The organism is Vreelandella maris (assembly GCF_013371085.1).
In the GTDB taxonomy this organism is placed as follows: Bacteria; Pseudomonadota; Gammaproteobacteria; order Pseudomonadales; family Halomonadaceae; genus Vreelandella; species Vreelandella maris.
Map to the genome: position 1 here is coordinate 1 of NZ_JABWCV010000038.1, position 23,926 is coordinate 23,926.

Genomic DNA, 23,926 nt, shown 5'->3' on the forward strand with positions numbered 1-23,926 from the left:
GCTGTGTTCGTAACCTTCTGAATTTAAGGCTCTAAATTTCGCCTCTTATCCCAGCTTATCCCTATTTGTTGTTTATAGTCCCACATTAGGCCGTTGTGCCATATCTCCTGCTAACCCACAAAAAGGCTTTACGCGTTGACGCTGCTTATCCTAAAGGTTTCGCATTAGGTCAGCCGTTGCACTTCTCCACATGTGTTGCGTTTTGTTGCCCTAGCCGTTGCGTTTGATTATCAGTGTGGCCTTATTAGAGATGTATCCACTGGCAGGGTTGTAGCGCCAATGAAACCGCTGGGATCTTCCAAAGCGACGGCGAAGCCCCCATGGCTGTAGCGCAGTTGTGCGAGACGCCCCAGCTGTGCCTGGCCGACCTGACCATTGAAGTCCACAGTTGGGGGTGTAGCCGATGAAGCGGTCGCTGCCGAAGTTGGTTTTGGTCTGGCCGGCCAGCAGGCCGTTCCACTCACCATAGGCATGGCGCAGGCGGAACTCACCGCCATCACTGCCGAAGAAATCTCCCTCAATGCGGGTCTTCAGAACGCCTCTGTCTGTCGGCGTGGAGGTGGCGATGCCGAAACTGCTTTGGCTTTGATAGACGTGCAGAGTGCTATGTCCGTTGGGACCAGTGTCTCCATCCGCTCGAATCGCTCCAGGGTTCACAGCATTTCCGAGGTCGACATCCAGATCCTGAATGATATCCAGCTTGGCATAGCCATAAACGCTAGCTGTGGTGTTTCCGGCGTGATCTTGAGGGCTGAGGCTAGAGGAGAAACTACCAGAGAGCCGGTAACGAAGGCGATCGCAAGAGGCGTAAGTCGAAGTATCATGAAGACATAATATCCTGTTGTTGGATTGTTATTGGCTAGCCAACGACGTAGGTATCGAGGCCTTCGGCAGACTATCCTTTGGGCTTTCCGAGTTAAAATGCCTTGTTTTTCTCATGCGATGCCTGGGATGCATCCATGCTGGCACTGTTCTTGCGATAGACAAAAAGACCAGGTATCCGCATTTATGGGATACCTGGTCAAGTTGTACCTATGGTGAGCAAAATGGATAAAGAGTATTAACAGAGGTATGCTGAGAAATAGCGACAGCGGTGCACCAGATCAGCATCAGCGAGGCAATGAATTTCAGCCATTTGCCATAGTTGATCTTGGCGATGTCCAGGATTTCTAAGGCGTTCCCGGTATAGATGATATTGTTGAAGCTGTCACCAAACAGTAAGGCCAGTTCGGCGGTTTGGCGGTTACAACAGATCGGGTAGGCCGTATGATCAGAATGGTGGTCAACGCTTGGTCGTGCCCGGAGCCGACCAGGAAGTTGAGCAGATCCTTTACGATGAACATACCAACGACGGTTAAGCGAAGACCTTGACCAAGCCAGTCCTCTAGGCTGCGACTAAGCTCCGGTACTACTTAGTCCAACTCGACTTACTGCAGAATTACCATAATTTGGCTGTTCGTAACGCGTGCATTACGCATGTGAGATGTCGCTTCTTGCTGAGTTTACAATCCCATCACTTATCACCAAGATTATTTTCTGGGAGTTTACGGGTTGGGCCTAGTTTTCATTTAAGCGCACTGGAACACGACTCAGGTGGTTATTGTCACTCGCTAATTTCTGTAACAGCTTTAACAGTACTTCCTGCTCATCAGGAGCTAGCGGCGCCAATATATCTTGTTGCACTTCTTCAACGGCAGGCTCAGCGGCTTCGCGTAGAGACTCTCCCTCTTGGGTCAGCTTGACGACCATTGAGCGGCGATCTTCAGGGTTTCGGTGACGCGAGACGAGTCCTCGTTCCTCAAGTTTACGCACCACGACCGCCACGGTATTACGATCTAGGGCGGTATATCCGCCCAACGTGATTTGGTCACTAGTGCCCATCTCTTCAAGCGCGGAAAGAATAATGTATTGCAGCTGAGTCAGCTTAAGGGCCTCGCACTTGCGCAAGAAGATCGCCACGCTAATTTGGTGGCATCGCCGTAGCAGGTTGCCGGGCAGGTCGTAAGCTTCAGAAAGCGGGGATCGCGTCATATCAGTTCTTATCGTGGGTGAGAACACGCCGTGACCATATCAGAAGTCGCAGCAGCTGGCACTGTTGAAATAGTGTCTGCCCAGCCTTGAACCGCTGGGCAGAAGAAGGGGCCAAAAATCACTCAAGGTGTTAGCTGAATAGGCTAACCATCCATGGGTTAAAGATCACCGCGAGAATGACGAGACAGGCCGCTACAATGAAAGGAAGTATCCATTTCGTGATACGGGGTAAACTGACGTTACTAATGGCCGAGGCCACATAGAGACCGGCGCCGACTGGGGGTGTTAAAAGCCCTAAGCTTAGCGTCATGCAGGTGACTATCCCAAAATGAACCGGATCAATGCCATAGCTCTGCTGTGCTACCGGCAGTAAAATAGGCACCAAAATGATCAGCGCGGCGATGCCGTCGAGCACCATCCCCACTAATATCAGCATCACGAATACCAGCAGCATAAATACCAACGGGCTTTCGGTGGTGTTCTGCAGCAACTCGGCCACCTGCTGTGGGATTTGGTTATACACTAACACCCACCCAAAAGCCTTGGCAGCGGCAATCAAAAAAAGGACGATCGCAGTATTGCGTGCCGTACGGCTTAACACCCCCGGCAGTTGCCCCCATTTTAGCTCGCGAAAAAACACGCTACCGATAATCACCGCCATTAACGTGGCGGCAGCGGCAGACTCCGTTGGCGTGACAACCCCAAACGCGATCCCGCCCACAATGACGACGGGAATACTGAGAGTGAAGAGGGCGCTTCGCGTCGCTCGCCATAGAGGAATGCTTTTTCGTTCACCAGCGGGGTTTTTTCGCGCACGGCGCGCAATGATTGCAATAAGCCCGCTGATTAGTACAAACAGCACCAGCCCGGGGAGTATGCCGCCCATAAACATGGCACCAATCGACACCTGGGCAATGACGCCATAGATAATAAACACCATCGAAGGTGGAATTATGGGCCCTAGCAGGCCAGCCCCAGCCGTCAGTGCTGCAGCAAAGCCTCTATCGTAGCCGTCACGCTCCATTTCCGGGGTCATCACTCGGCTCATAATGGCGATTTGCGCCGTGGCCGAACCCATAATAGAAGCAAGCATTAAATTTGAAGTGAGCGATACGTAGGCAATGCTATGAGGAACCCAGGCAAACCAAGCACGGGCCGCGGTAATAATGCGTCGTGTTATGCCGCCCTCGTTCATGACTTCCCCTAACAGTATAAATAGAGGAATTGCCAGCAAGTCAAAGACGTCTAACGAGCTAAAAATTACCTGGGGCAGGTTTTCAAGCAGACGATAGTTACCTGATGTAATGATAAAGGTGAGCGTTGAGCCCAGTAGGACAAAAGCAATTGGCATGCCGAGCAGCATCAATACCAGAAAAGCCAGAAGTGTCATTAGGTCACTCCTCGTCGTCAGCTAGTATAAAATTCACGCGTGAGCGATCCGAGAGCCTAGCGATAAGGTGGAATATCGACGTGGCGCAGAAAAGCGGCACAATGAGGTAGAAGTGCCACTTGGGCCAATCCAAGGTAATGGCGATGTCATAGCTGACCGACGGCGAGCGTAGCCAGACGATGGCGTACCACAATATAGTCGCCAAAATGGCCACACAAAGTAGCTCCGTCAGCCAGTAGCAAATGCGCTGAGCGGTTTTTGGTAGGATCCCCATCAGCATGGTCAATCGCACATGCTGGTCATGATGAATGGCAACAGACACCGCCAGAAACGCCATCCAGATCAAGATATAAACGGCGAGTTCGTTGGCAAAAAATAGCGGACTGTTAAACACATAGCGGGCAATCACATTCACCATCAAAAGTACGCTGAAGGCGATGATAAGCCCACTGCAAGCAAATTGCTCAACCCGGGCTAGGTGTCGGCTCGCCCGGGTAAGCCACGTATCATAGGGAGAATGCATCGAGGAAATCCTTGCGGGGCAGTGCGGGGCGCAGGTGCGCCCTGACGCATTTTTATTTAGCGTTAAGAAGTTCATTTGACTGCTTTTGGAACGCTTGGATAATCGGATGGCCGCCAAAGCGCTCAGCGAAAGCCTGGTTAGCCGTGCTAAACACGCTTTCAGCATCTGCTAGCTCGGTCACTGTAATCCGCTTTTCGAGCATGGCGCGGTTGCGCGCTTCCGCTTCAATTTGTGCTTCAATGCCCCAGGCGAGTGCGTCTTCCATGGCGGTATCCACTAGCTGGCGTTCTGCGTCACTAAGCGATGCACGAGAGGCTTGACTCATCACCGACACCGCAGGAAAAGCCATATGGCTAGTCAATGTTAAGTGTTCAGCTACTTCGTAGAAGCCTGAGCCTACCAAGGCATCAAGGTCGATATCCACACCGTCAAGCATGCCGTTTTGGAGGCCTTGGTAAACATCTGGCAGGCTGATTGGGGTCGGCCGAGCCTCAACGGCACGCCACCAGGTATTCATCGCCGCAAAGGGGATAATGCGCATGTTTTTGCCGCTAACATCCTCAGCGCTTTCAACAGCGCTTTCGCGCATAAGCATGTGGCGCATGCCCGCAAAAGTATAACCGAAAGCATGCAGGCCTTTACTCTCAAGGTTCTCAAGCATCAGCTGAGCTGCATTTGTCTTGGCGGCTTTGGCCGCTTGCTCTACGCTGTCAAATTGAAACGGCGTAAACCAGCCGACAATGGAGGGTTCGCGTTGGCTTGTGAGCGCTGCCGTCATAATGCCCATATCCAGTAACCCGGTTTCCATTTGGGAGAACATGGCCGATTCATCGCCCATTTGCCCAGAGGGAAAGAGCTCTACTGTAAGCTCGCCGTCACTTTGCTCAGCAACCGTTTCAGCGAACCGCTCGGCGGTTTGCGTCCAGATATGCTGGGGCGGTGTGATCATGCCTAAACGCAGCTCTGCTGCGAATGCTTGCGTGCTAGCGGCGGCGCTCGTGGCTACTAACATCGTGGAAAGAAGGGTTTTGGAAAAGTCGTTAAAGCGAGTCTTAGTTATCATTGTGAGCCTCGTGGCTGTCAGGGTTAAAGCTTTGTCTTACGCTGAAAAACCGTGCAGTTCGGACTGGGTTCGCTCCGCGCGGGTGGTTAAATCGTGCTAAATGAGGTGTGCCCAGTTAGATCAGCATTATGATAATCATAATACTGATCAATTAACCGAAGGTCGATAACGCCTCCTGCAAAGGAGGGCAGGCAGCGTTAGCTGGAGTGCCCGTAACGTCTACTTACTGGGCATTTAGCATGAATCGGTCGAAGTAGGCGGCGAGTTCGTCATGGGCATCCAAGGGGAGTACGAGAGCGACGTACTGATCCGGCCGCACTACGACCAGCGCGCCAGCGCCACGGTCGATGCCCCGCAGGTCGAAGATATCCTGATCGGTACCCAGCACAGGGGCGTGGGCCTTCTGGTAGTCCTGAAGTCCGAGGGCACCCTTGTGCGGCTTGAGGACGTCGTGCATGTCGGTCCAGTCCACTTCGAGATGGGACTGCTGGATGATGCCATGGACGTCGAAGATCGCGTCCGGGTCGGCCCCTTGCGGGGTGAAGCAGCGAATCGGCGAGGCCTTGCTGGCAAGGAAATCCATTAACTGGTTAAACCGCGACCCTGGATTTCTCGGGTCGACCATGTCGGCGAAAGCATAGAGCCGCCAGCGGCCGTCGGCGCGATGGACGTGCCCGAGATGAACCTTCTTGGCATCGCCGAGCCGGATGACCTCGGCCGAATGGAAGCGGCGCCCAGGCGGAAATCCGGTGGCAAGCCCTAGATGAGTGTCGTCGCCGGTGAGAAGGTCAGGCGCGTAGTGAGTGGCAAACCCCGCGGTGAACTCGCTGTTAGTGACGAATTGGCGCTGCACCTCGGCCAGACCTTTCATGGCCCCCTGCGGGTCGTCGGAGCCCTGGGCAGCTCCGATCGCCCGTGACCAGCTGGTATCCATCTCGATCAGGTTTTCCGCGATGACGTGGCGCTCAGCGTTGTAGGTGTGCAGCAGGCTGGCCGGGCTGCGGCCTTGCAGCACGGACATCAATTTCCAGCCAAGGTTGAATGTGTCTTGCATCGACACGTTCATGCCTTGGCCTGCCTTGGCGGTGTGGGTGTGGCATGCATCACCGGCGATGAAGACCCGCGGCGTACGGTTGTCCATCTGGTCATCGTCGACATCATCGAACTTGTCAGTGACACGGTGGCCGACCCGGTAGACGGAGAACCAGGCGATCTCCTTCACATCGAAGGTGTAGGGCGCTAGCACTGCCTGGGCCTTCTTAAGCACCTGTTCCTTGGTCAGCCAGGCGTCCGGGGCGATATTCCCCATGTCGACGTAGAGCCGGACCATATAACCGCCTTCGCGGGGGATCAGCAGGATATTGCCCGCCTCGGCAGACTGAATCGTGCACTTGAAGCGGATGTCGGGGAAGTCAGTCACCGCCAGAACATCCATCACGCCCCACGCTTTGTCCTCGCCGTGGCCCTGGGCCACGCGACCGATGGACTCTCGCACGACGCTGTGTGCGCCGTCGCAGCCGACCACGTACCTGGCTCGGACGGTCTTCTTGCCCTTGGGTGTGTTGAGTGTCACGGCAACCCGCTCGTCAGCGCCCTCGGGCACCTCCACCTTGAGCGTTTCGTGGCTGTAGTCGACCTGCAGGCGACTGGGGGAGTTGTGCATGTACTCCAGCAGGAAGTCGAGAAGGCGGGCCTGGTTGACGATCACGTGGGGGAACTCGGAGAGGCCATCGCGCACGTCCTGCACGCGGCCGAGCCGGGTAATCCGTGACTTGTCACCGGGGGCCGGACCCCAGAAGTGGGTCTCGTTAATCCAGTAGGCTTCTGTGGTCAGCCGCTCGGCCAGGCCGAAGGCCTCGAACATCTCCACGGTGCGGCAGGCGATACCGTCGGCGCGTCCCACCTCAAGGGCCCCCTCGGCCTTCTCCACCACGCGGGTGACGATTTCCGGAAAGGTCGAGAGCTGCGCCGCCAGCAGCAATCCGGCAGGACCGGAACCGACGATCAGTACATCAACCTCTTCGGGTAACTGGTCGGAGTTGGCGAGCGTGCTGGCTGGTTCATAGCGCTTAGGGTCGCCAGTCTGAAAGCCGTTGAGATGGAATTGCATGGCAGAGCCTCGTCAAAAAAATCATTTTGCATTTGATCAGTATTGTGATCATCAGTGTTGTGATTTAATGACGATGGTGCAATTAGACTTTTGATTGAGCTGAGGTAGGCTTGGCTAAAATGTTTGTTAGCAGGGCGACGGTACCACGGGTATTCACCCCTCAGTTGGTGGCCTACTACAAAGAAGGCCGCTTTCCTTTCGATAAGCTGGTCAAGTTCTACCCAGCGGATCAGATTAACCAAGCCTTCGAAGACTCCAAAAATGGCACGACTGTCAAACCGGTACTAAAGATTGGCTAAATACCAGCTTGAATGACCTGATATCGATGTCTAATTCAACACGAGCATCAGTTAAGTTATTTACCGCCCGTTGCATATGCTCAAAGAGCTGGATAATGTGGAGAATCTCATTGAGACAGTGGTACTAATCTAGGGGAAAGGTCACTCGTTGATGATCTGGCGAGTGAGCTTATGCAGGTGGTCAAGCCGGGAATCGGCAATGTTAGTGTGGTGGCACTTCACCACTTTATGTTTCGATTTGCCCGATTGCGGTGAGTGTCGATTTTAGTCTCAGTTTTTGTCGCTTTTTTGTACGAGCTCATATTCAAACGCACAAAGAGCAAGTTCTTTTATCTGTATGTTCGTTTAGCTAGTCTCGCGAACATCTTGTGGTTCACACTATCGTGGTCACATATCTCCTGTCCAATAACTGTCCACTACACATCGATACTGGCTTGGAGATGCTCCAATGTGTTGGCGGAAGAACCGAGTAAAGTGACCCTGCTCGGTAAAGCCAAGGTTCTCTGCGAGTTGGCCTAGAGTACCGCTGCGCTCTCGCTCAAGCCAAATGAAGGCCCGCCGCATTCTCGCATCATTTAGCATGAGCCTTGGTGTCATGCCAGTGTCTTTGCGAAATAAGGTAAAGAAGTGCGCACGGGATAACCCGGCGGCCTTCGCAGCGTTGGCAACGCAATCAGGATCGTCAAGATGGGTTTGCAGGTAGGCGCAAGCACGGCGGATGCGTGCATCATTGAATCCTTGGCGCATCTGAGTGCCGAGGTGGCACAGGTGCTTCCATTGAGAGAAATCCTCGATAAGCTCGATTAGAAAATCAAATAGTAAAAATTCAATGTGTTCGCGTGGAATTAGCCCGGCACTATAGGCCTCGGCTATTAACCGGTCGGCCATCGCCCGTTTCTTGCTGTTAAGCTCAATACTAGGCTGTGCAAAAAATCCCGGATGCGAGCTCAGGGCTAACGTATGCTGGGCTTCAGCCAGCCAGGCCGGTTCGATATAGAGCGCGAGAATCTGTGTCTGCTCGGCGCTGGGCTGGTAATCAAAGAAATGCGGCTGCCAAGCGTTGATCAGTACCGCATTGCGGTCGGTAAGAGGTACTTGATGGCCATTGACGTTGAAAAATGTGTCGGAGCCTGACACCTTCACCAGCACATGGCATTCGTGGTGCGAATGGGTTACAAGTGGTCGGTCCATATCGAGGAGGGCGACTCTCCCGAACTTGCCGTGGAAGACGCGTTGCGCGGTGGACATCGCTAGCTCCTTATGGTCGTGGGTGTAGTGGCAGGATGGTGTGCTCTATAAGTTTATCACCCAACCTGCCGCGGCAGGTGTAGGTCGACCAGCGACAAGTCTACTACTTTCGTTTCAGAGCGCATCGCGACCTTTCCCGTGATAAACGCGCAGTACGTCGGCGACCACTGACAAGGCGATCTCGGCAGGCGTTTTGCTGCCGAGGTCAAGCCCGATGGGCATGTGGATACGCGCGATCTGCTGTGAAGACAGTCCGCCGACCCGGATCAGCCGTTCAGCACGCCGGATGGAGGTTTGCCGCGAGCCCATAGCACCGATGTAAAAGGCCGGAGAGCGCACTGCTTCCATCAGCGCCAGGTCGTCGATGCGTGGGTCGTGGGTCAGTGCGACCACAGCGGTAGCTTCGTGGCAATGGCCAGCGGCGATGAATTCGGAAGGCAGCACTGGATGTACTTGAACTCCCTCGGGTGGGCGTCGCAGCATCTCTTCGCGCGGATCACAGGCAATCACCTCACAGCCGATGGTACGAGCGAAGCTGGCGCAGTATTCGGCCACTGGCGACAACCCGGCAAGAATCAGCCTAAGCACAGGGCCGATGCGTATTCGCACGCGTTCGTTCACGAGCTGCGCAATCTCGCCGCCATGGTCGTCCGCCATGAGCACGAAGGCACCGGAGGACAGGTCGAGTTCACGCACCAACCGACGTTGGCCGAGCAGTGCGTTGTACATGCCCTGCAGATGGTCGACCCAAGTTTTGTCCGGTGCGCGATGCTCGACTAGTACCTTAAGAACACCGCCGCACGGCAGTTGCAGCCGCTGACGCTCTTCATCGCTCTCCCCATACAGGACGATCTGGGTCGGTGCACGCAGCTCGCCGTCAGCGAGACTTTCGAGAAAGGCCTCCTCGACGCAGCCGCCCGAAAGGGAGCCGATGAGTTGGCCGTCCGCTCGCACGGCCAGCATCGCGCCGGGTGTACGGGGTGCCGAGCCGTAGGTTGAAAGCACCGTGCACAGCCAAAAGGAGTGACCCTTGCGAGCCCACTGCAAAGCGGTGTGAACGACCTGAAGGTCGAGTTGACGCATAACAGCATCCTCGTTATGAGCGCGGTCGCATGAGGCGCCGCGTAAGTCTGTAATGTTTACGGTTCTGCACATCCACGTTGCTACTGAAGAGTATGCCCGGATTTTATAGCTAAGAGACCGATGTGGCCGTTCTTCGTTGTAGCACCGGCTCTAGCGGCGTTTGATAATTGCTCTGGCTTAGCCCAAGGCCCCTTTTTTCACCGCAGCTCAGACTCATGCTGCTCTCAGGGATCAACAGGGCTTGCCCTGAATCAGTTTTTTTATGTTGCACTGTGCCTCATTTATCTAGGTTTAGCCCTTGAACTCGGGAGTGGTGAGATCGTTTGTCATCTTATTCTATTAATGGCTGCACTATAAGAGGACTGTTCCAGTCAGTTAACCCTTGAGGTACTGATAGCCGGAATCGAATTTGATGACACGCCGACAATTCCTCGAGACCACCATAGCCAGACTCAAATATCAGTTCCTGCGACCTAAGGGTTCGACCAGCTCCGTGCTCGTCTTGTTGCACAAGGGCCTAGGCAGCCTCAATCTAAGGAATGGCTTCCCGGCTCGGCCCCATCAAGGTTCGGTAAGCCATCCGATTTTTCGCCCCAGCGCTTGACTACACCGAGTTCGATATCGAACAGGTCGAGTACACGGCCGAGCGTATGGTCGACCATCTCGTTAAGCGAGGCCGGCTTGGCGTAAAATGCCGGTACCGGCGGGGCGATGATGGCGCCCAGCTCGGCCAGTTCGGTCATGGTACGCAGGTGGTTCCGGTGAAGCGGCGTCTCGCGGACCATTAGTACCAAGCGCCGATGCTCCTTGAGGATCACGTCGGCGGCACGGGTTAGCAGCGTGGAGGTCACGCCACTAGCGATCTCCGACATTGAGCGTACCGAACATGGAGCAATGAGCATACCCATGGTCTTGAATGAACCGCTGGCTATGGCCGCACCAATGTCCTGGTTGGAGTAGCACACCTTCGCCAGCGGTTTGAGTTGTGACCATGATAGTCCTGTCTCGTGGGTCAGCGTGATCAGCGCTGATTTCGACACCACTAGGTGCGTCTCGATCGGCGTGTCACGCAATAACTCCAGCAGACGAAGCCCGTAGACAGCCCCTGATGCGCCAGAAATACCAATAATTAGTCGCTGCGGGGAGGGGTTAGCTGAGTTCATTGTCTGTATCCTGAGTGGTGCCTTCCTTGAAGAAATGGATGGCTTCTAGCGCCGTGCCTAGCGTTTTACTGATTATGTCGATAAATAGCATGGCCGCCGGGGTGAGGGGCCTCCGGCTGTCATGCACGCAAACCATTCGCCGAGTAATACCGGGCGACGCTATTGGGTAGGCGCGTACAGCACCTTCTTCAAGGCCTCGCTGTAGCACGGTTGCTGGCAGCACGCTAACCCAGTCACTGCGTCTCAGGAAGCTCTCAATCACCGTTAAGTCATCAAGTTCCATGTGCGGTGCTAGCTCGATGCCTTGGGCCGCCAGCACTTGATCGATCACAATGCGCAAGCCGTGACGGCGAGATGGAAGGACGAGTTTGAGTTGACCAAGAGCTTTGAGTGAAACCGGCAGCGGAACGCGCAATCGCGTAGTGGCACTGCAGGCGATCAGCAATTCCTCATTGAGGATATCGATACGGTTTAGGTGTTCTTGTTGAAAGCTCTGGTTAATCACTGCGAAGTCCAGTGTACCGGATAGGACCCTATCAATCAGATCTTGGCTGTAGCCGTAACTAATCTGCAGCTCGACGTCCGGATGGTTCTCGACGAAGTAGGCTAGCGTGCTGGCCAGAGCTTGGTTGGCTGCCGAGGCAATCAGTCCGGCGTTGATCCGCCCACCAATCTTACCGCTGCGGTCGATCAGTGTTTGCCGCGCTTCAAGAAGCCCGCCGAGGATTGGCATGAACAGTCGATAGGCCTGCACACCTGCTTCTGTTGGTGTCATTCCCTTAGGAGTACGCTCGAACAATGGCTGACCGAGCTCCTCTTCCAGCTTGGAGATCTGCATCGAAAGGGCCGGTTGAACAATGTTCAACCTCTGCGCCGCTTTGGTCACCGACCCTTCCTCATACAGACAGGTAAAGTACTTCAGCTGACGCAGTTCCATTACAGCCTCATCAATGTCGGTCTATAGGGTTCCGATATTCTGATAGACGTGCTTGAGTTCTGTAAAATCTAACAGTGCATCGTAGCCATGCAGGCGTCCTAGGCCACTCTTTCGGTAGCCTCCGGTTTCAGCTTCAGCGAACAGCTTGTTATGGTCGTTGATCCATACCGTGCCGTTGCGCAGTGACCGGGCCATACGTAGGGCTCGGGCGCCGTCATGGGTCCAGACGCTGGCTGAGAGACCGAACTCGGTGTGATTTGCGCGACGCACTGCTTCGGCCTCGTCCTCAAAAGTTTCCAGCACCAGTAGTGGGCCAAAGATTTCCTCCTGACAGAAAAAAGCGCCGCTGTCCTGATGAGCGATCAGCGTCGGAGAGAGAAAGGCTCCGCTGTCCAGCGCACCTCCTGGACGGCCGCCAGCCAGCACCACCTCGTCGCAGCTGTCCATCGATTCGCGTATGCGTTGCTCGACCCACTCACACGATTCTTGGTCGATCAAAGGGCCCATTTGGGTCGCTGCATCCAGGCCATGACCTAGGCGAATTTCACTAAGCGCCACAGCCAATGCCTGTTTCATTTCCGCCGAGCGGCTGGCGTGGACCAGTACGCGCCGAGCGGCGGTACACTGCTGGCCGGAGATGATGGTTGCGGCGGCGGCGAGCTTGGGCGCCACTGTCGCCACGTCGGCGTCGTCCAGCACCAGGCAGCAGGATTTGCCGCCCAATTCCAACGATAGCTTCTTCATAGTCGGTGCGGCATCCTGCATAATCCGTGTACCAGTCGCGGTGGAGCCGGTGAAACTGAGCACGTCGACCTTCGGCGTGGCGACCAGATGGGCCGCGCCGGAGTGGCCGGTTTCGGCGAATAAGTTGACCACCCCGGGCGCCAAGCCAGGCAGTTCCAACAGTGGTGCGAGGAAGTCTGCAGTAAACAGAGCGGTCTGCTGCGCTGGCTTAACCACGCAGGTGCAGCCAGCGGCCAGCGCCGGGGCCAGCGCGCGCACTAGCAGTACCGCCGGTGCGTTCCAGGGGATAATAAGCCCGGCCACGCCGGCCGGCTCGCGCAGCATGGTGGAGAATTCACCAGGCGCCACTTCGAGCACATGCCCTGGGTTGTGCCGCGCGAGGCCAGCGTAATAAAGAATTTCTGAAATGGCTCCGCCGATCTCGCCGCGCGATTGCGCCAGAGCCTTACCGTTCTCACGCGTGAGCAACTGGGCAAGCGCTTCCTGGCGGCTTTTTAGGGCGGCAGCCCAATCCAGCATTAGCTGCTGGCGCAGGCGGGGGTTTTGTGACCACTGCGGATTCTCGAAGGCCCGCACGGCAGCATCGACAGCGGCGCGTGCTTGGGCCTCGCCGCCATCTGCGAAACGTCCGATGAGTTCGCCGTTGGCAGGATCAAGACTGTCGGCCCACTGGCCGTTGCCTTGCCATTTTCCATCAATAAAGTGTTGGGCCTGTTGCATCTGTTTCTCCTGTCCGGCGAAGGTATTTTGTGATTGTTTAGTCGCTGACAAAGGTCTCTGCGCTCTTTATTGTGATCACCCCAAACAGGTGGCATCCCGAAACGATAACTTGTGAAATGTCGTTCTGGAGATGCGCTTGCTATTGAGTGTTCAGAGAAGTGAGCGTGTCGTCATGTGCCTTGTTATCGGTCAGCTGTTGCTCGGCTTACCGAATAATTGCTGCCAGTCGGCGCCCGCCGCCTGGGCGACCGCAGTGAGATCCACCTCGGCCTCGCCAGGGACATGGATTCGCTTGAAGCGCATCGCTGGAGCCGTCAATGATACGGTGGCATCTAAGCCCATCTTCGATCCGATTCCGTCACGGGTGGAAGGATCTAGTTTGGAGCCCTGCGATTCATGGATCAATACTAAGTCACGATCAGCCTGGAAGCGCGTCGCCACCGCCCACTCGACCTCGGCGGGGGTGTGGATGTCGACATCGGTATCGACCACCACCACGTGCTTGATATCATAGTGTCCACCAAGTGCGCCTAGGATCACATTTTTCGCCTCTCCCTCCGAGCGCTTTTCAATCTGTATATAGAGGTGATAGCGGCAAACGCCACCGCGCGCCAGATGCACGTCGCGTACTGAGGGGAAGCTGCGCCGCAGGTGCGCAAGCATCGTCGCCTCGCGTGGGATGCCGCCGAGAAGCAAATGCTCAAGGCTGCCACCCACGATGGTGTGGAACATCGGGGCCTGACGGTGAGTGATGGCATCCACTTTGATCACATGACGTTCGGCGCGCTCGCCGTAGTACTGCGGAAATTCGCCGAAGGGCCCCTCTTCCTCACGGGCGTTGGCCAGCAGGCGGCCTTCAATGACAATTTCCGCCTCGGCTGGTACGCGGATTCGGTTGGTCACACACTTGGCCACCGACAGCGGACGGCCGTGTAGAGCGCCAGCAATCTCAAGTTCGTCATGGTCGATCGGCACGATGGCTTGCGATGCCATCAGCGTCAGCGGGTCGCATCCGACCACCACGGCGACCTCAAGATCATCGTTATTGCGCTCTGACTCCTGAAAGTAGGCCAGGGTATGGCGGGGTAACAGCAGCGCACCGAGGCGGTCGGAGCCGCTGACCTGCAGTCGATGGATGGATACGTTTTGCACACCGGTGTGCGGATTGCGGGTTATTAAAAGACCCGCCGTAATATAGGCGCCACTGTCATGTTCGTTGTGTATAGGAATCGGCAGTTGGCCGAGCAGGTTAACCTCGTGGTGAACCACCTGTTGACAACTGGGCTCGGCTGTTTCAAGCCAAGGCAGTGGCTCGAGGCAGGCGTGCTCAAAACGCTCTAGCACCTGACTGGGTTCGACGCCCATCGCTTCGGCCATCCATCGACGATCCGACAACAACCCTGAAATTATCGGAATCTCATGCCCTCCGGGCTTTATAAATAATGATGCGCTTTGGCCATCCAACCGGTTGGCGATGCCCGCGACCCCAAAGCTGAGGTTAATACCTGGGCGGATGATACTCAGCCGCTGATTGCGCTGGAGATGATCCAGCCAACCGCGGAGGCAGGCACCAAGCGGCAGGGTTGATGAGGCGGAATTGGCCGAAGATGACGGGATAGATGGCATGGCAATTTTCTCACAATTATTATTTCGGCCATTCTAGGAATGTTGTGAAACCCTGCATATTAAGCTTTTTTGATGCCCGCCATCAGTATCGGCGATGCCCTACATTATTTAGCATGCATTTTCGAATAAAACATCCACGATATCGGTTTCGTTACTTATCTATCGAGGCCCATAACTTTCAGTGATTTCACGCATCACTATTTATTAATGTTCGATGAAAGAGGACTTGTGCTAGGTTCTTGAACAATAAGAAGTGCGTCGGGCCGGCAAAAATAACTTCCTTATTTCCCAGTTAGTTGGTGGGAGTTGGTAGGAGGCATCAGACGACCATGCCTCGAAGTTGGCAGAAGCGCCCTGTTGCAGCGGTTTAATCTGCCCGTTTGGTTCAGCCGCCCATTAAATGACAATACATAAAAAAAAGGTGGACTATGAAGATAACAATTAGATTGCTTTGCACACTAGGTTTCGCTGCGGTCTTCAGCGCCAGTGCGATGGCCAAAGACCTACGCCTAGGCCTAATCGTCCCAGGCACCCATGCTTGGACTCAAGCCGCGCAAGCTATGGGCGAGGAGCTTAAGGAGCGCTCGGATGGCCAATATAACGTGGTTGTCTTCCCTGCCGGCCAGCTCGGCAACGAGGCACGAATGCTCCAGCAACTGCAGACCGGCGCACTCGACATTGCGTTCTTGACTGCCGCCGAGGTTGCCAACCGGGTGCCGGATTTCGGTGCGTTGTTCGCCCCTTATCTCGTACGTGATGTAGTTCAGGCTGGCCAGTTACTCAATGGCGAGACTGCCCAGGCGATGCTAGACCAGCTTCCGGCCAAGGCTGGCGTCGTCGGTCTCGGTTATGGCGTGGCGGGAATGCGACTGATGTTAAATGCTTTTCCGACCGACACGGTCGAAGCTATCGGCGGTCGAAAGATTCGTATCACGCCGTTTCCTCCAGTGCAGGACTTCTACCGCCTACTCGACGCCGCCTCGACGCCTATGCCTGTCACCGATGTATATGACGCGCTGGCCAACGGGCAAGTCGACGGGGTGGATGCTGATCTTGAGCTGATCTGGAAACTGCGTCTCTACGAGCGTGCCAATACCGTGCTACAGAGCAACCATATGATGTTTCCAGTCATTGGTTTGATGTCGGGGCGACTCTGGGCGCAAATGAGTGAAAAAGACCGAGGCATGATTCGCGAGCTGACCCGCAAACACCTCAGCACCCTAACAGCCCACTATGAAAAGGCTGAGGCCGATACACAGACTAGGATCGAACAAGCTGGAGTTAAGGTGACGCCTGTAGGCCCTGAGTTTTTCGGTGATACGTTGCAACAGTGGGAAGATATCTGGCAAGAGAAGACCCCGGAGCTCGTTGATCTGCGCCGGGAAGCGGCCGACCTATAACTTCTAAGCCCCGCGACGCGACCTGCGGGGCTTTTACCCCAGTTTTATTCGGAGAGATGGCTATGATCCGTGCGCTAAGCAACACGATTGGTCGTGCCGAAAGGGCCGCGCTGCGTGTGTTAGTAGTGATTTTGCCGCTGATGATTCTGATCAACGTCGCTAGCCGTGCACTTAAAGTGCCGATCTTCTGGCTCGATGAACTGGCGGTTCTGACCATGGTCTGGCTGGCCATGGTGGGACTGGCAGTGACCTTACAGACGCGCGAGGCTGTAGCCGTTACGCTTCTGATTGATACCGTTCCAAAAAATGTGAGCAATGTGCTCCAATGCGCCGCCGACTTAGTGGTGCTCGGTTTTGCCGTGGCGCTGCTGGTACTCTGCTATATGTGGTTCGACCCCTTAGCGCTGTGGCGAAACGGTTTCAATGTCGACGCCTTCGCAGCCGATTCCTTCAACTTTGTGTACCAAGAGCCAACCGCGACACTGGGCGTGCCCAAGTTTTGGTTCTGGATGATCCTGCCGCTGGTAGCCTTGACTAGTAGCGTACACGCACTGGCCAACCTGCTCGATAGTCTGCGCGAACCGTACTCTGTGCGGGGCGCCGGGCCATCATCGGCCTCTGACTCGGGGAAATAGGAAATGGTTATCGGACTCTTTGTAGTGCTGCTCTTCATCGGTGTGCCGATCGCGCTGGTGTTGTCAGTTAGCGCCTTGATCTACATCCTGTCTAGCGGTAACAGCGTATTATATCTCTCCTATCCTCAGCAGTTATTTGGGGGGCTAGATAACTACGGTTTACTAGCTATTCCATTGTTTATGTTGGTCGGCGAGCTCATGAACGAGGGCGGCATAACCAAGCGGCTAGTTGCCTTTGCTTCGGTCTTCCTTGGTTCTGTGAAGGGCGGGCTGGCCTACATCAACATACTCGCCAACATGATGCTTGCCTCGATCGTCGGCTCGGCCAATGCCCAAGTCGCGGTGATGTCACAAGTGATGGTTCCAGAGATGCACAGTAAGGGCTACGACCGCAACTTTGCCACCGCCACGACGGCGGCCGGCGCGCTGCTGGCACCGGTGATCCCCCCATCGATGTTGTTCGTAATCTTCGGCGTGCTTGCACAGATTTCCATCGGTGATCTATTCATTGCCGGCATTGTGCCGGGCCTGCTGATGGCCGCCGGTTTCATCCTAGTGATTGCCCTGCTGGGCTTCGTTTATCAATACCCACCGAGCGAACGGTTGACTCCCACACAGATGGTGCAGAACGTGCTCGGCAGCCTCCCGTCGCTCAGTGTTCCGGTGGTGATGATCGGCAGCATCATTGGCGGCATCGCCACGCCGACCGAAGCCGCAGCTGTGGGTGCAGCCATGGCTGTGCTGGTCGGGCGCTTCGCCCATGGTGAAATGAAGCTTGACCGAATGGGTGGCATGCTACTTCGCGTGGGTATCAACAGCGGTGTGGTGCTAGCGCTAGTCGCTGCAGCCGCAGTGTTCGGTTGGGTGATAGTGTATGAACAGATTCCTCAACAACTCGGTACGATCATGCAGGGCATGACGTCCGATCCCTTCGTCTACATGTTGCTTCTTATCGCATTGTTGCTGGTGGTTGGCATGGTCATTGATGGCATCGCCGCGTTGATTCTGCTGGTGCCCATCGTCTTGCCGGTGGCCGAATCGGTGTACGGTATCAACGCCTATCACTTGGGCGTGGTCATGTGTATCAACCTGACTCTAGGCCTGCTTACGCCACCTGTCGGCGCAGCGCTGTACGTGGCCTCTCGCGTTACCGGCTGCCGGCCTGGCGATATCATGCGGCCGCTGCTGCCCTTCCTGCTCATCACGCTGCTAGTGATGGTACTGATTTCTTGGCAGCCCTGGCTAGTCACCGCCTTCATTTCCTAAACCCACTAGTAGGAGAACCCATGAATCGAATGAAAGGTAAGGTCGTAATTATTACCGGTGCTGCCCAAGGTATCGGTGCCGTCTACGCCAAGGCTATAGCGGCGGAAGGCGCGCATGTAGTAGTAGCGGACGTGCTAGACGGCTCATCGGTGGTCGCAGAGATCGAAGCGAGCGGCGCCCAAGCACTGACAATCACCACGGACGTTTCGGATGAGCGCTCGGCGGCTGCGATGGCCACTGCGGCAGTTGAGCGCTTCGGCCGCATCGACGTGTTGATCAACAACGCCGCTATTTACGCTTCGCTGAAGATGCAGTCCTTCGAGGAAATCGATCTCGACGAATGGGACAAGGTAATGGCGGTAAATGTGCGCGGGCCGTTCGTCTGCGCCCGTGCTGTCGCGCCGCACATGAGAGCGCAGAAGTACGGGCGGATTATCAACATTTCCTCAGGCACACCCTTCAAGGGCACACCTAACCTTCTACATTACGTCACCTCAAAGGGGGCGATTCTGTCGCTTACTCGTGCGCTGGCACGTGAGTTGGGCGACCATGGCATTGCGGTCAATACACTAGCTCCGGGGCTGGTACTGAGCGAAGGTGTGGTGGCCAACGCCGAAATGCGTGAACGGCTCACAGCACCAGTTATCGCCAGCCGGGCGATCAAGCGCGACCAGATGCCGGAGGATCTGATCGGCCCGCTGCTATTCCTGGCCTCGGATGAGAGCGCTTTTATGACTGGCGAGACGGTGGTTGTGGACGGTGGATCGGTGATGCACTGATTCGGCGTTACCTAGGCTGTACTTAAAGGGCTGCGAGTGATCGCGGCCCTTTCTACGTAGTGCTGCGGGCCTATCTCCTGGGGGGCACTGAAGCTGCCGTGGGAAGGTTGAGTTAGGCGTAGGAAGTAGTATGCTCAGTTCCATCTCTCACTGGGAGAAGGTATCCGAAGGCGGAGGAGACGGAGCCGATTAAGGGCGTAGAATGGATGGATCAATGATCACTTCGATGAGGAAGGGCCGGTTTGTCGCCTGGGCATGCTCGAAGATGTCGGCAAATTCCTCGGTGCTCTCTACACGTGCCGCCCCCGCCCCGAAGGCTCGGGCCAGTTGCAGCATGTCCGGATTTATCAGGTCAGTGCCGTAGCGGCGACCAGGCCAGCATCGCCGTCATAATGGGCGTGGCTGTTATCGAAACGGTCCTGACGACGGAACGCGGTGACCACCGGTAGGACGCGCTTTTCGACGAAGCTCTCCAGCTGCTGTCGACTCTCGGCCGTCCAACCGGATCCGCCGACTACCATCAGTGGATGACGTGCTGCGCTCAACAGGCTCTCCAGCAGGTGCATGTCGCGCGGGGATGGGTAACCCTGCACAGCGGTGGAGCCAGCCAACTCCACCGGTGAAAGTGTTTGGTACAATAGATCTTCGGGCAGGCCCATTACCACTGGGCCCATGCGACCCGACTGAGCGGTGGCAAACGCCCGGCTTAGATACTCGGGTAGGCGTTCGGTTTCCTGGATATCGATGGCCCATTTTGCGACGGAGTCGAAGAGGGCGTGGACGTCCACTTCCTGCCAAGCTTCGCGTTGTTTAAAACTGCGCGGCACCTGACCGACGAACACCATCAGCGGTGTCGAATCCTGTGAGGCGACGTGCAGGCCCGCCAGTGCGTTGGCGCAACCCGGACCGCGTGTCACAAAGCAGACGCCCGGGCACCCCGTGGCCTTGGCATGCGCCTCGGCCATCATTGAGGCGCCGCCTTCCTGTCAGCAAACCATTAGGTCGATATCGGGTGCATCATGCAAGGCATCTATTACCGGCAAGAAGCTTTCGCCAGGCACGGTGAAGACACGGTCGATGCCGTTGCGCCGAAACAGCTCGACGATGGCCTGTCCGCCGGTCATGAATTCCTGAGTGCCAGTCATTCGATTACTCCTGCCTCACGGTAGGCCTGCTTATTTCAGCAAGCCAACTTCCTGGTAGTACTTCTTCACGCCTGGATGCAGCGGGGTGGAGAGGTTGATCTTGGTAGCCGAGCCTTCAGCGGTCCAGCCCTTCATCGAGCCGAACGAGCGCTGTAGATTCTCCTGACTCTCCATTACCGCCTTGGTGATCTGATAGGCATCGTCTTCAGAGACACTGGCGTTGGCATACAGTGAGGTGCTGAAGCCGACCCCTTCCACGGTGTTATTCTGTCCTTCGAACATATTCGCTGGCATGGGGGCCTGCGCGAAACCGTAATTTTCCAGGAACTTGATTGCATCTTCACTCAGGCTCAGGAAGCGCTGACCGGGCGCTATGGAAAGCTGGGCGGTGTTCGGATGACCTTCGGTGGTGATGCCGATGATCATGTCCAGCTGCTTGTCACCGAACTGATCCTGCAGGATGCTCAGGCTCGACTTGCTGATGCTACCGCCGTAGGACTCGATGTCTTCATAGGTCAGGCCATTGGCTTCTAGGATCAGTCTGGCGATGTACTCGTTGAGACTGCCCTGCGGGCCGGTACCGATGCTAACAGCCAGCTTTTTCTCCTTGATCTCGGTAATCGAGGTGATCGGGCTGTCGTTCTGTACGGTGATGCGTTGGTAGTACTGATTGAGGCCGCCGACCAAGCCCAGCACATTGTCGATTTTTTTGTCGAAGGGGCCGAAGCCGTCGGTAGCCCAAGCAGCCACGGGCGGGAAGATCAGGCCGATGTCGACGCGCTCGGCCGTCAGCAGCTTGGTGTTGGCGATGGCCATTGGAGTGCCGAGGATGTCGACGGTAGAGCTGGCGGGCAGACTGTTGAGCATCTCGGTGCGCATGGCGCCTGCATAGGCGTACCAAGTTGTGCCGGTGGGGCCAGCGGCGAACGTCACGTTCACCGGATCGTCGGCCATGGCATTGCTGGAGAAAGCGAGGGCGCCACCGAGAATGATAAACAAAGTATGCTTTTTCAGTGTGTTGAACATTTTTTGTTCTCTCTAGGTAAAGATGTTGGCCTGACCATTTGCCGTTTTATGAGCACAGTCGGCCGTGCGTAGGGACACCTTCAGGTGCGCGATCTTTCCAACTCCGCTCCCCTGGAGGCGAACCTTGCCTTGTGGCTCTGCCAGGCCCATACCGCACCCAGCATCACCAGACCCGCTGCCGAGGCTTTGAGCACGGGCGCGATGAGCAGCACTGCAGCAATCAGCAACAGCACCGATTCAAGGGGTGTGTTTCTCGCTCTCAGGTATCCCGCGACGCAGCCAGCCAGCGCATAGCAGCCGGTAATTGCAGTGAGCACTGATGGAATAATGCGTATCCATTCGCCCTGTAGCAGCAGCGCTGGGCTGAAAACGAAGGCGAAAGCTACCAAGAATCCGGCCAAACTGTAGCGGAACGCTACCCAGCCGGTTTTCCAGATATTGGCCTTGGCGATGCCCCCTGCGACGAACGCGGCCAGCGCGACCGGGGGGGGTAACCATTGACAGGGCAGCGAAATACAGAACGAAAAAATGTGCAGATAGCGCTGGGATGCCCAGCTTGTCCAAAGCCGGAATGGCAAGTATGGCACCCATGATGTATGCCGCGGTGGTGGGCATGCCCATACCCATGCCCATACCCATACCCATACCCATACCCATAACGATGACCATGAGCATCACCAGTAACAGCGCTGGAATCAGCATGCCACCAGATAGCGCGGTGACGAAAGAACCGAAGGTCAGGCCCAGGTTGGTGGCCGAGGCGATGCCGACGACGATGCCGGCCCCGGCGCAAGGAATGGCCACGACAATGGCCCCGCGCGAACCGCTATCTAGAGCCTTGAGCGAATCGACTAAAACGTTACGCATGGACTTGAAAGCGCCGTTTATGCCTGTGGCCCTAAAGCCTTCGAGCAGCTGGGTAATCAGGCCAAACACGATGGTAACCCGTATGGCATCAAGGGTGGCGGAGCTCAGCGCGCGTCCGGACATGATCTGGTAGACCAGCATGATAACCGGTATAAGCGCTTGGCGACGCTTGTCCAACTGATATTTAGCTCGCTTTTCTCCAGGCCGATCAGCCCCTTGCGACGGGCCAGCAGATCTACTACGAAGTACAAGGCGACATAGAACAGCAGGATACGAAAGTCTATATGCCCCATTGGTCGAAGTGATCTGAGAGTGGCTGGCAGAAATGATAAACTTCAATCATAGTAAATTTTATTATGAGGTAACCATGTCAAGTGCATACCGTATCTTTCATGGGAAATTTGGACGCGTTGCTCTATTGAGCATGGATGGGATGTTGGTACCCCATGCTCATTCCGAGTGCCACGTGCTACTTAAGGTATCAGGAGAGGATACTTTTTTTTCAGTCCGTAACCGTCGCCAGCCGCTAACCGACAAAACGGCTGTTCTCGTTAACGCTTGGGAGCCCCATTTCTACGATCACCAGAAAGGCGCTAAGGATACATTGATCCTAGCTTTATATATTGAGCCTAAATGGCTAGCTACACTAAATCGCAATCTAGCCTTGAGTGGGCGTCCTGACTTTTTCTCCCAGCCATGTATTGAACTAACCACTGATATACGTCACAAGGCAGAATTGCTAATAACAGAAGTGTTTACATTCGATACTGTCCCTCGCGACAAATTGGAAGAATTGTTATTTGATTTTATGGTAGGTATCACTGAGAGATATTCAGAGATGTGTCACCTCTCACGCATAGGGGTAAGTAAAAATGATTTTTATGATGCTCGCATACTCAAGGCTAGAGAAATCATTCTTAGAAATAGCCTTAGTGAGATAGATATGCATGCCATCGCCCAGCAATGTGGCTTGTCGAGGGCACGTTTTTTTTCTTTATTTAAGCAAAATACTGGCATGACGCCTCAAATGATGGCCAATATTGGAAAAATGCAAACTGCCTTCCAGTGGCTATCAGATAACCGGGCCTGTACTTTAGGGAACCTTTCAGAAAATTTAGGATTTTCTGAGCAGGGAAATTTCACTAGATTCTTCCGCCGTCATATTGGTGCTTCCCCTAGCCAATATCAGCGAGCCATTGATAGCTACGCCACCTATTAATCAACTGAAGGCGTGAATTCTGTACGAAGAAAAATTATCAACTGATATCTTTTTAGACTTTCTAAGCAGGCTAACACACTCTTTAAAAACGACCCGAACCATTACTTCACGGGACCAAACACATAAGCCAGGAAGAACTATTTTGCAGGCAAACGTATAAAACGCAGCACGCTCATAAAGCTTCTCGCATTTTCCCATTAAAGGTTCTTACTACGTCCGCCATCACAGCCAATGCTATTTCAGACGGAGTCTTACTACCTAGGTCTAGCCCAATTGGCATTCGGATTCGTGCTATATATTCTTTACTTAACCCTCCAGACCTCATCAAACGTGTAGCTCGCTTATCAGAAGTCTTACGAGACCCCATAACACCTATATATAAGGCAGGAGTACGCACTGCCTCGACCATAGCCAAATCATCAATACGTGGATCATGAGTAAGCGCTACTACAGCAGTTGCCTCGTGGCAGTTACCCGAGGCAATACGGCCTGAATATCGACTCCTTCAATCGTAAAAATGTTGAGTATTTCGTAAGCGCGCCATAAACCCCATCTACCCACCTTATTGTTGACTGATCACACTGGTGGTCTCTTTAGCATTGGAGATCATCATGAGTCGCGACCTCAATTCCACTCAAGCATTTTGGTTAGG

The 23,926-nt window shown here is 55.1% G+C and carries 24 protein-coding genes and 2 pseudogenes; 7 read left to right on the top strand and 19 right to left on the bottom strand.

The window, feature by feature from the left end; translation table 11 throughout:
* Positions 1 to 210: 210 nt before the first annotated feature.
* From HUO07_RS19990 to HUO07_RS20015, 7 genes are all read right to left on the bottom strand, one after another.
* On the bottom strand, positions 211 to 657 hold the full coding sequence (locus HUO07_RS19990) for a hypothetical protein (protein WP_176304945.1): 447 nt from the start codon (positions 655 to 657) through the stop codon (positions 211 to 213).
* 375 nt (positions 658 to 1,032) lie between these two features.
* Positions 1,033 to 1,380 carry a hypothetical protein gene (locus HUO07_RS22310; protein ID WP_422822708.1) on the bottom strand — a complete coding sequence of 116 codons (348 nt, stop codon included), beginning with the start codon at positions 1,378 to 1,380 and terminating at the stop codon, positions 1,033 to 1,035.
* Positions 1,381 to 1,557: 177 nt separating this feature from the next.
* Complete coding sequence (locus HUO07_RS19995) at positions 1,558 to 2,031, bottom strand: MarR family winged helix-turn-helix transcriptional regulator (RefSeq protein WP_176304946.1); 474 nt, start codon at positions 2,029 to 2,031, stop codon at positions 1,558 to 1,560.
* 130 nt (positions 2,032 to 2,161) lie between these two features.
* On the bottom strand, positions 2,162 to 3,421 hold the full coding sequence (locus HUO07_RS20000; RefSeq protein WP_176304947.1) for a TRAP transporter large permease: 1,260 nt from the start codon (positions 3,419 to 3,421) through the stop codon (positions 2,162 to 2,164).
* Between the two features lie 4 nt (positions 3,422 to 3,425).
* Positions 3,426 to 3,944 carry a TRAP transporter small permease gene (locus HUO07_RS20005; RefSeq protein ID WP_176304948.1) on the bottom strand — a complete coding sequence of 173 codons (519 nt, stop codon included), beginning with the start codon at positions 3,942 to 3,944 and terminating at the stop codon, positions 3,426 to 3,428.
* Between the two features lie 52 nt (positions 3,945 to 3,996).
* Positions 3,997 to 5,007, bottom strand: coding sequence for a TRAP transporter substrate-binding protein (locus tag HUO07_RS20010; RefSeq protein ID WP_246286892.1), 1,011 nt, complete (start codon positions 5,005 to 5,007; stop codon positions 3,997 to 3,999).
* A 223-nt stretch (positions 5,008 to 5,230) separates the two neighbouring features.
* The gene (locus tag HUO07_RS20015; protein WP_176304949.1) at positions 5,231 to 7,117 is read right to left on the bottom strand and encodes an FAD-dependent monooxygenase; all 1,887 of its coding nucleotides are present in this window, start codon (positions 7,115 to 7,117) and stop codon (positions 5,231 to 5,233) included.
* A 119-nt stretch (positions 7,118 to 7,236) separates the two neighbouring features.
* On the opposite strand from HUO07_RS20015, the gene HUO07_RS20020 reads away from it, so the two are divergent.
* Positions 7,237 to 7,416 carry a hypothetical protein gene (locus HUO07_RS20020; protein WP_217908979.1) on the top strand — a complete coding sequence of 60 codons (180 nt, stop codon included), beginning with the start codon at positions 7,237 to 7,239 and terminating at the stop codon, positions 7,414 to 7,416.
* Positions 7,417 to 7,803: 387 nt separating this feature from the next.
* On the opposite strand, the gene HUO07_RS20025 is transcribed toward HUO07_RS20020, so the two are convergent.
* The 6 genes from HUO07_RS20025 to HUO07_RS20050 all read right to left on the bottom strand — a co-directional run bounded on the left by HUO07_RS20025 (position 7,804) and on the right by HUO07_RS20050 (position 14,826).
* The gene (locus HUO07_RS20025) at positions 7,804 to 8,664 is read right to left on the bottom strand and encodes a helix-turn-helix transcriptional regulator (protein ID WP_176304950.1); all 861 of its coding nucleotides are present in this window, start codon (positions 8,662 to 8,664) and stop codon (positions 7,804 to 7,806) included.
* 114 nt (positions 8,665 to 8,778) lie between these two features.
* Positions 8,779 to 9,747, bottom strand: coding sequence for an XdhC family protein (locus HUO07_RS20030; RefSeq protein WP_176304951.1), 969 nt, complete (start codon positions 9,745 to 9,747; stop codon positions 8,779 to 8,781).
* A gap of 527 nt (positions 9,748 to 10,274) precedes the next feature.
* Complete coding sequence (locus HUO07_RS20035; protein WP_176304952.1) at positions 10,275 to 10,910, bottom strand: UbiX family flavin prenyltransferase; 636 nt, start codon at positions 10,908 to 10,910, stop codon at positions 10,275 to 10,277.
* Positions 10,897 to 11,847, bottom strand: coding sequence for a LysR family transcriptional regulator (locus HUO07_RS20040; protein ID WP_176304953.1), 951 nt, complete (start codon positions 11,845 to 11,847; stop codon positions 10,897 to 10,899). The genes HUO07_RS20035 and HUO07_RS20040 overlap by 14 nt, the downstream gene beginning before the upstream one ends.
* A 21-nt stretch (positions 11,848 to 11,868) precedes the next feature.
* A complete protein-coding gene (locus tag HUO07_RS20045) occupies positions 11,869 to 13,311 on the bottom strand; it encodes an aldehyde dehydrogenase family protein (RefSeq protein ID WP_176304954.1) in 1,443 nt (480 codons plus the stop codon).
* 189 nt (positions 13,312 to 13,500) lie between these two features.
* A complete protein-coding gene (locus HUO07_RS20050) occupies positions 13,501 to 14,826 on the bottom strand; it encodes a UbiD family decarboxylase (protein WP_340162511.1) in 1,326 nt (441 codons plus the stop codon).
* Between HUO07_RS20050 and HUO07_RS22165 the strand changes: the two genes are divergently transcribed.
* From HUO07_RS22165 to HUO07_RS20070, 5 genes are all read left to right on the top strand, one after another.
* Positions 14,764 to 14,898, top strand: coding sequence for a hypothetical protein (locus tag HUO07_RS22165; RefSeq protein WP_340162513.1), 135 nt, complete (start codon positions 14,764 to 14,766; stop codon positions 14,896 to 14,898). The two genes, HUO07_RS20050 and HUO07_RS22165, sit on opposite strands and share 63 nt — an antisense overlap.
* Positions 14,899 to 15,365: 467 nt before the next feature.
* Positions 15,366 to 16,337 (top strand): TRAP transporter substrate-binding protein, encoded by a 972-nt coding sequence (locus tag HUO07_RS20055; protein ID WP_176304956.1) that lies wholly within the window; start codon positions 15,366 to 15,368, stop codon positions 16,335 to 16,337.
* Between the two features lie 62 nt (positions 16,338 to 16,399).
* A complete protein-coding gene (locus tag HUO07_RS20060; RefSeq protein WP_176304957.1) occupies positions 16,400 to 16,972 on the top strand; it encodes a TRAP transporter small permease in 573 nt (190 codons plus the stop codon).
* A 3-nt stretch (positions 16,973 to 16,975) separates the two neighbouring features.
* Positions 16,976 to 18,238, top strand: coding sequence for a TRAP transporter large permease (locus tag HUO07_RS20065; protein ID WP_176304958.1), 1,263 nt, complete (start codon positions 16,976 to 16,978; stop codon positions 18,236 to 18,238).
* 29 nt (positions 18,239 to 18,267) lie between these two features.
* On the top strand, positions 18,268 to 19,017 hold the full coding sequence (locus tag HUO07_RS20070) for an SDR family NAD(P)-dependent oxidoreductase (protein ID WP_246286894.1): 750 nt from the start codon (positions 18,268 to 18,270) through the stop codon (positions 19,015 to 19,017).
* 189 nt (positions 19,018 to 19,206) lie between these two features.
* On the opposite strand, the gene HUO07_RS22315 is transcribed toward HUO07_RS20070, so the two are convergent.
* From HUO07_RS22315 to HUO07_RS20090, 5 genes and pseudogenes are all read right to left on the bottom strand, one after another.
* Positions 19,207 to 19,353 (bottom strand): thiamine pyrophosphate-dependent enzyme, encoded by a 147-nt coding sequence (locus HUO07_RS22315; RefSeq protein ID WP_176304960.1) that lies wholly within the window; start codon positions 19,351 to 19,353, stop codon positions 19,207 to 19,209.
* 11 nt (positions 19,354 to 19,364) lie between these two features.
* Complete coding sequence (locus tag HUO07_RS21910) at positions 19,365 to 19,691, bottom strand: hypothetical protein (protein ID WP_340162512.1); 327 nt, start codon at positions 19,689 to 19,691, stop codon at positions 19,365 to 19,367.
* A gap of 111 nt (positions 19,692 to 19,802) precedes the next feature.
* Positions 19,803 to 20,162, bottom strand: a pseudogene (locus HUO07_RS21915) (thiamine pyrophosphate-binding protein); the annotation flags it as partial.
* Positions 20,163 to 20,192: 30 nt separating this feature from the next.
* Complete coding sequence (locus HUO07_RS20085; protein ID WP_176304961.1) at positions 20,193 to 21,188, bottom strand: TAXI family TRAP transporter solute-binding subunit; 996 nt, start codon at positions 21,186 to 21,188, stop codon at positions 20,193 to 20,195.
* Positions 21,189 to 21,425: 237 nt separating this feature from the next.
* Positions 21,426 to 22,232: a TRAP transporter large permease subunit gene (locus HUO07_RS20090; protein WP_217908982.1), complete on the bottom strand. Its 807-nt coding sequence runs from the start codon at positions 22,230 to 22,232 to the stop codon at positions 21,426 to 21,428.
* A 190-nt stretch (positions 22,233 to 22,422) separates the two neighbouring features.
* Between HUO07_RS20090 and HUO07_RS20095 the strand changes: the two genes are divergently transcribed.
* Positions 22,423 to 23,274, top strand: coding sequence for a helix-turn-helix transcriptional regulator (locus HUO07_RS20095; RefSeq protein WP_176304962.1), 852 nt, complete (start codon positions 22,423 to 22,425; stop codon positions 23,272 to 23,274).
* Between the two features lie 172 nt (positions 23,275 to 23,446).
* On the opposite strand, the pseudogene HUO07_RS20100 reads toward HUO07_RS20095, so the two are convergent.
* A pseudogene (locus HUO07_RS20100) lies at positions 23,447 to 23,758 on the bottom strand (XdhC family protein); the annotation flags it as partial.
* Between the last annotated feature and the right edge of the window lie 168 nt (positions 23,759 to 23,926).

Coding starts and splice junctions, on each gene's coding strand:
- HUO07_RS19995 (WP_176304946.1), bottom strand. CDS start 2,031: ATGACGCGATCCCCGCTTTCTGAAGCTTACGACCTGCCCGGCAACCTG.
- HUO07_RS20000 (WP_176304947.1), bottom strand. CDS start 3,421: ATGACACTTCTGGCTTTTCTGGTATTGATGCTGCTCGGCATGCCAATT.
- HUO07_RS20005 (WP_176304948.1), bottom strand. CDS start 3,944: ATGCATTCTCCCTATGATACGTGGCTTACCCGGGCGAGCCGACACCTA.
- HUO07_RS20010 (WP_246286892.1), bottom strand. CDS start 5,007: ATGATAACTAAGACTCGCTTTAACGACTTTTCCAAAACCCTTCTTTCC.
- HUO07_RS20015 (WP_176304949.1), bottom strand. CDS start 7,117: ATGCAATTCCATCTCAACGGCTTTCAGACTGGCGACCCTAAGCGCTAT.
- HUO07_RS20020 (WP_217908979.1), top strand. CDS start 7,237: ATGTTTGTTAGCAGGGCGACGGTACCACGGGTATTCACCCCTCAGTTG.
- HUO07_RS20025 (WP_176304950.1), bottom strand. CDS start 8,664: ATGTCCACCGCGCAACGCGTCTTCCACGGCAAGTTCGGGAGAGTCGCC.
- HUO07_RS20030 (WP_176304951.1), bottom strand. CDS start 9,747: ATGCGTCAACTCGACCTTCAGGTCGTTCACACCGCTTTGCAGTGGGCT.
- HUO07_RS20035 (WP_176304952.1), bottom strand. CDS start 10,910: ATGAACTCAGCTAACCCCTCCCCGCAGCGACTAATTATTGGTATTTCT.
- HUO07_RS20040 (WP_176304953.1), bottom strand. CDS start 11,847: ATGGAACTGCGTCAGCTGAAGTACTTTACCTGTCTGTATGAGGAAGGG.
- HUO07_RS20045 (WP_176304954.1), bottom strand. CDS start 13,311: ATGCAACAGGCCCAACACTTTATTGATGGAAAATGGCAAGGCAACGGC.
- HUO07_RS20055 (WP_176304956.1), top strand. CDS start 15,366: ATGAAGATAACAATTAGATTGCTTTGCACACTAGGTTTCGCTGCGGTC.
- HUO07_RS20060 (WP_176304957.1), top strand. CDS start 16,400: ATGATCCGTGCGCTAAGCAACACGATTGGTCGTGCCGAAAGGGCCGCG.
- HUO07_RS20065 (WP_176304958.1), top strand. CDS start 16,976: ATGGTTATCGGACTCTTTGTAGTGCTGCTCTTCATCGGTGTGCCGATC.
- HUO07_RS20070 (WP_246286894.1), top strand. CDS start 18,268: ATGAAAGGTAAGGTCGTAATTATTACCGGTGCTGCCCAAGGTATCGGT.
- HUO07_RS22315 (WP_176304960.1), bottom strand. CDS start 19,353: ATGCTGCAACTGGCCCGAGCCTTCGGGGCGGGGGCGGCACGTGTAGAG.
- HUO07_RS21910 (WP_340162512.1), bottom strand. CDS start 19,691: ATGGGCCCAGTGGTAATGGGCCTGCCCGAAGATCTATTGTACCAAACA.
- HUO07_RS20085 (WP_176304961.1), bottom strand. CDS start 21,188: ATGTTCAACACACTGAAAAAGCATACTTTGTTTATCATTCTCGGTGGC.
- HUO07_RS20095 (WP_176304962.1), top strand. CDS start 22,423: ATGTCAAGTGCATACCGTATCTTTCATGGGAAATTTGGACGCGTTGCT.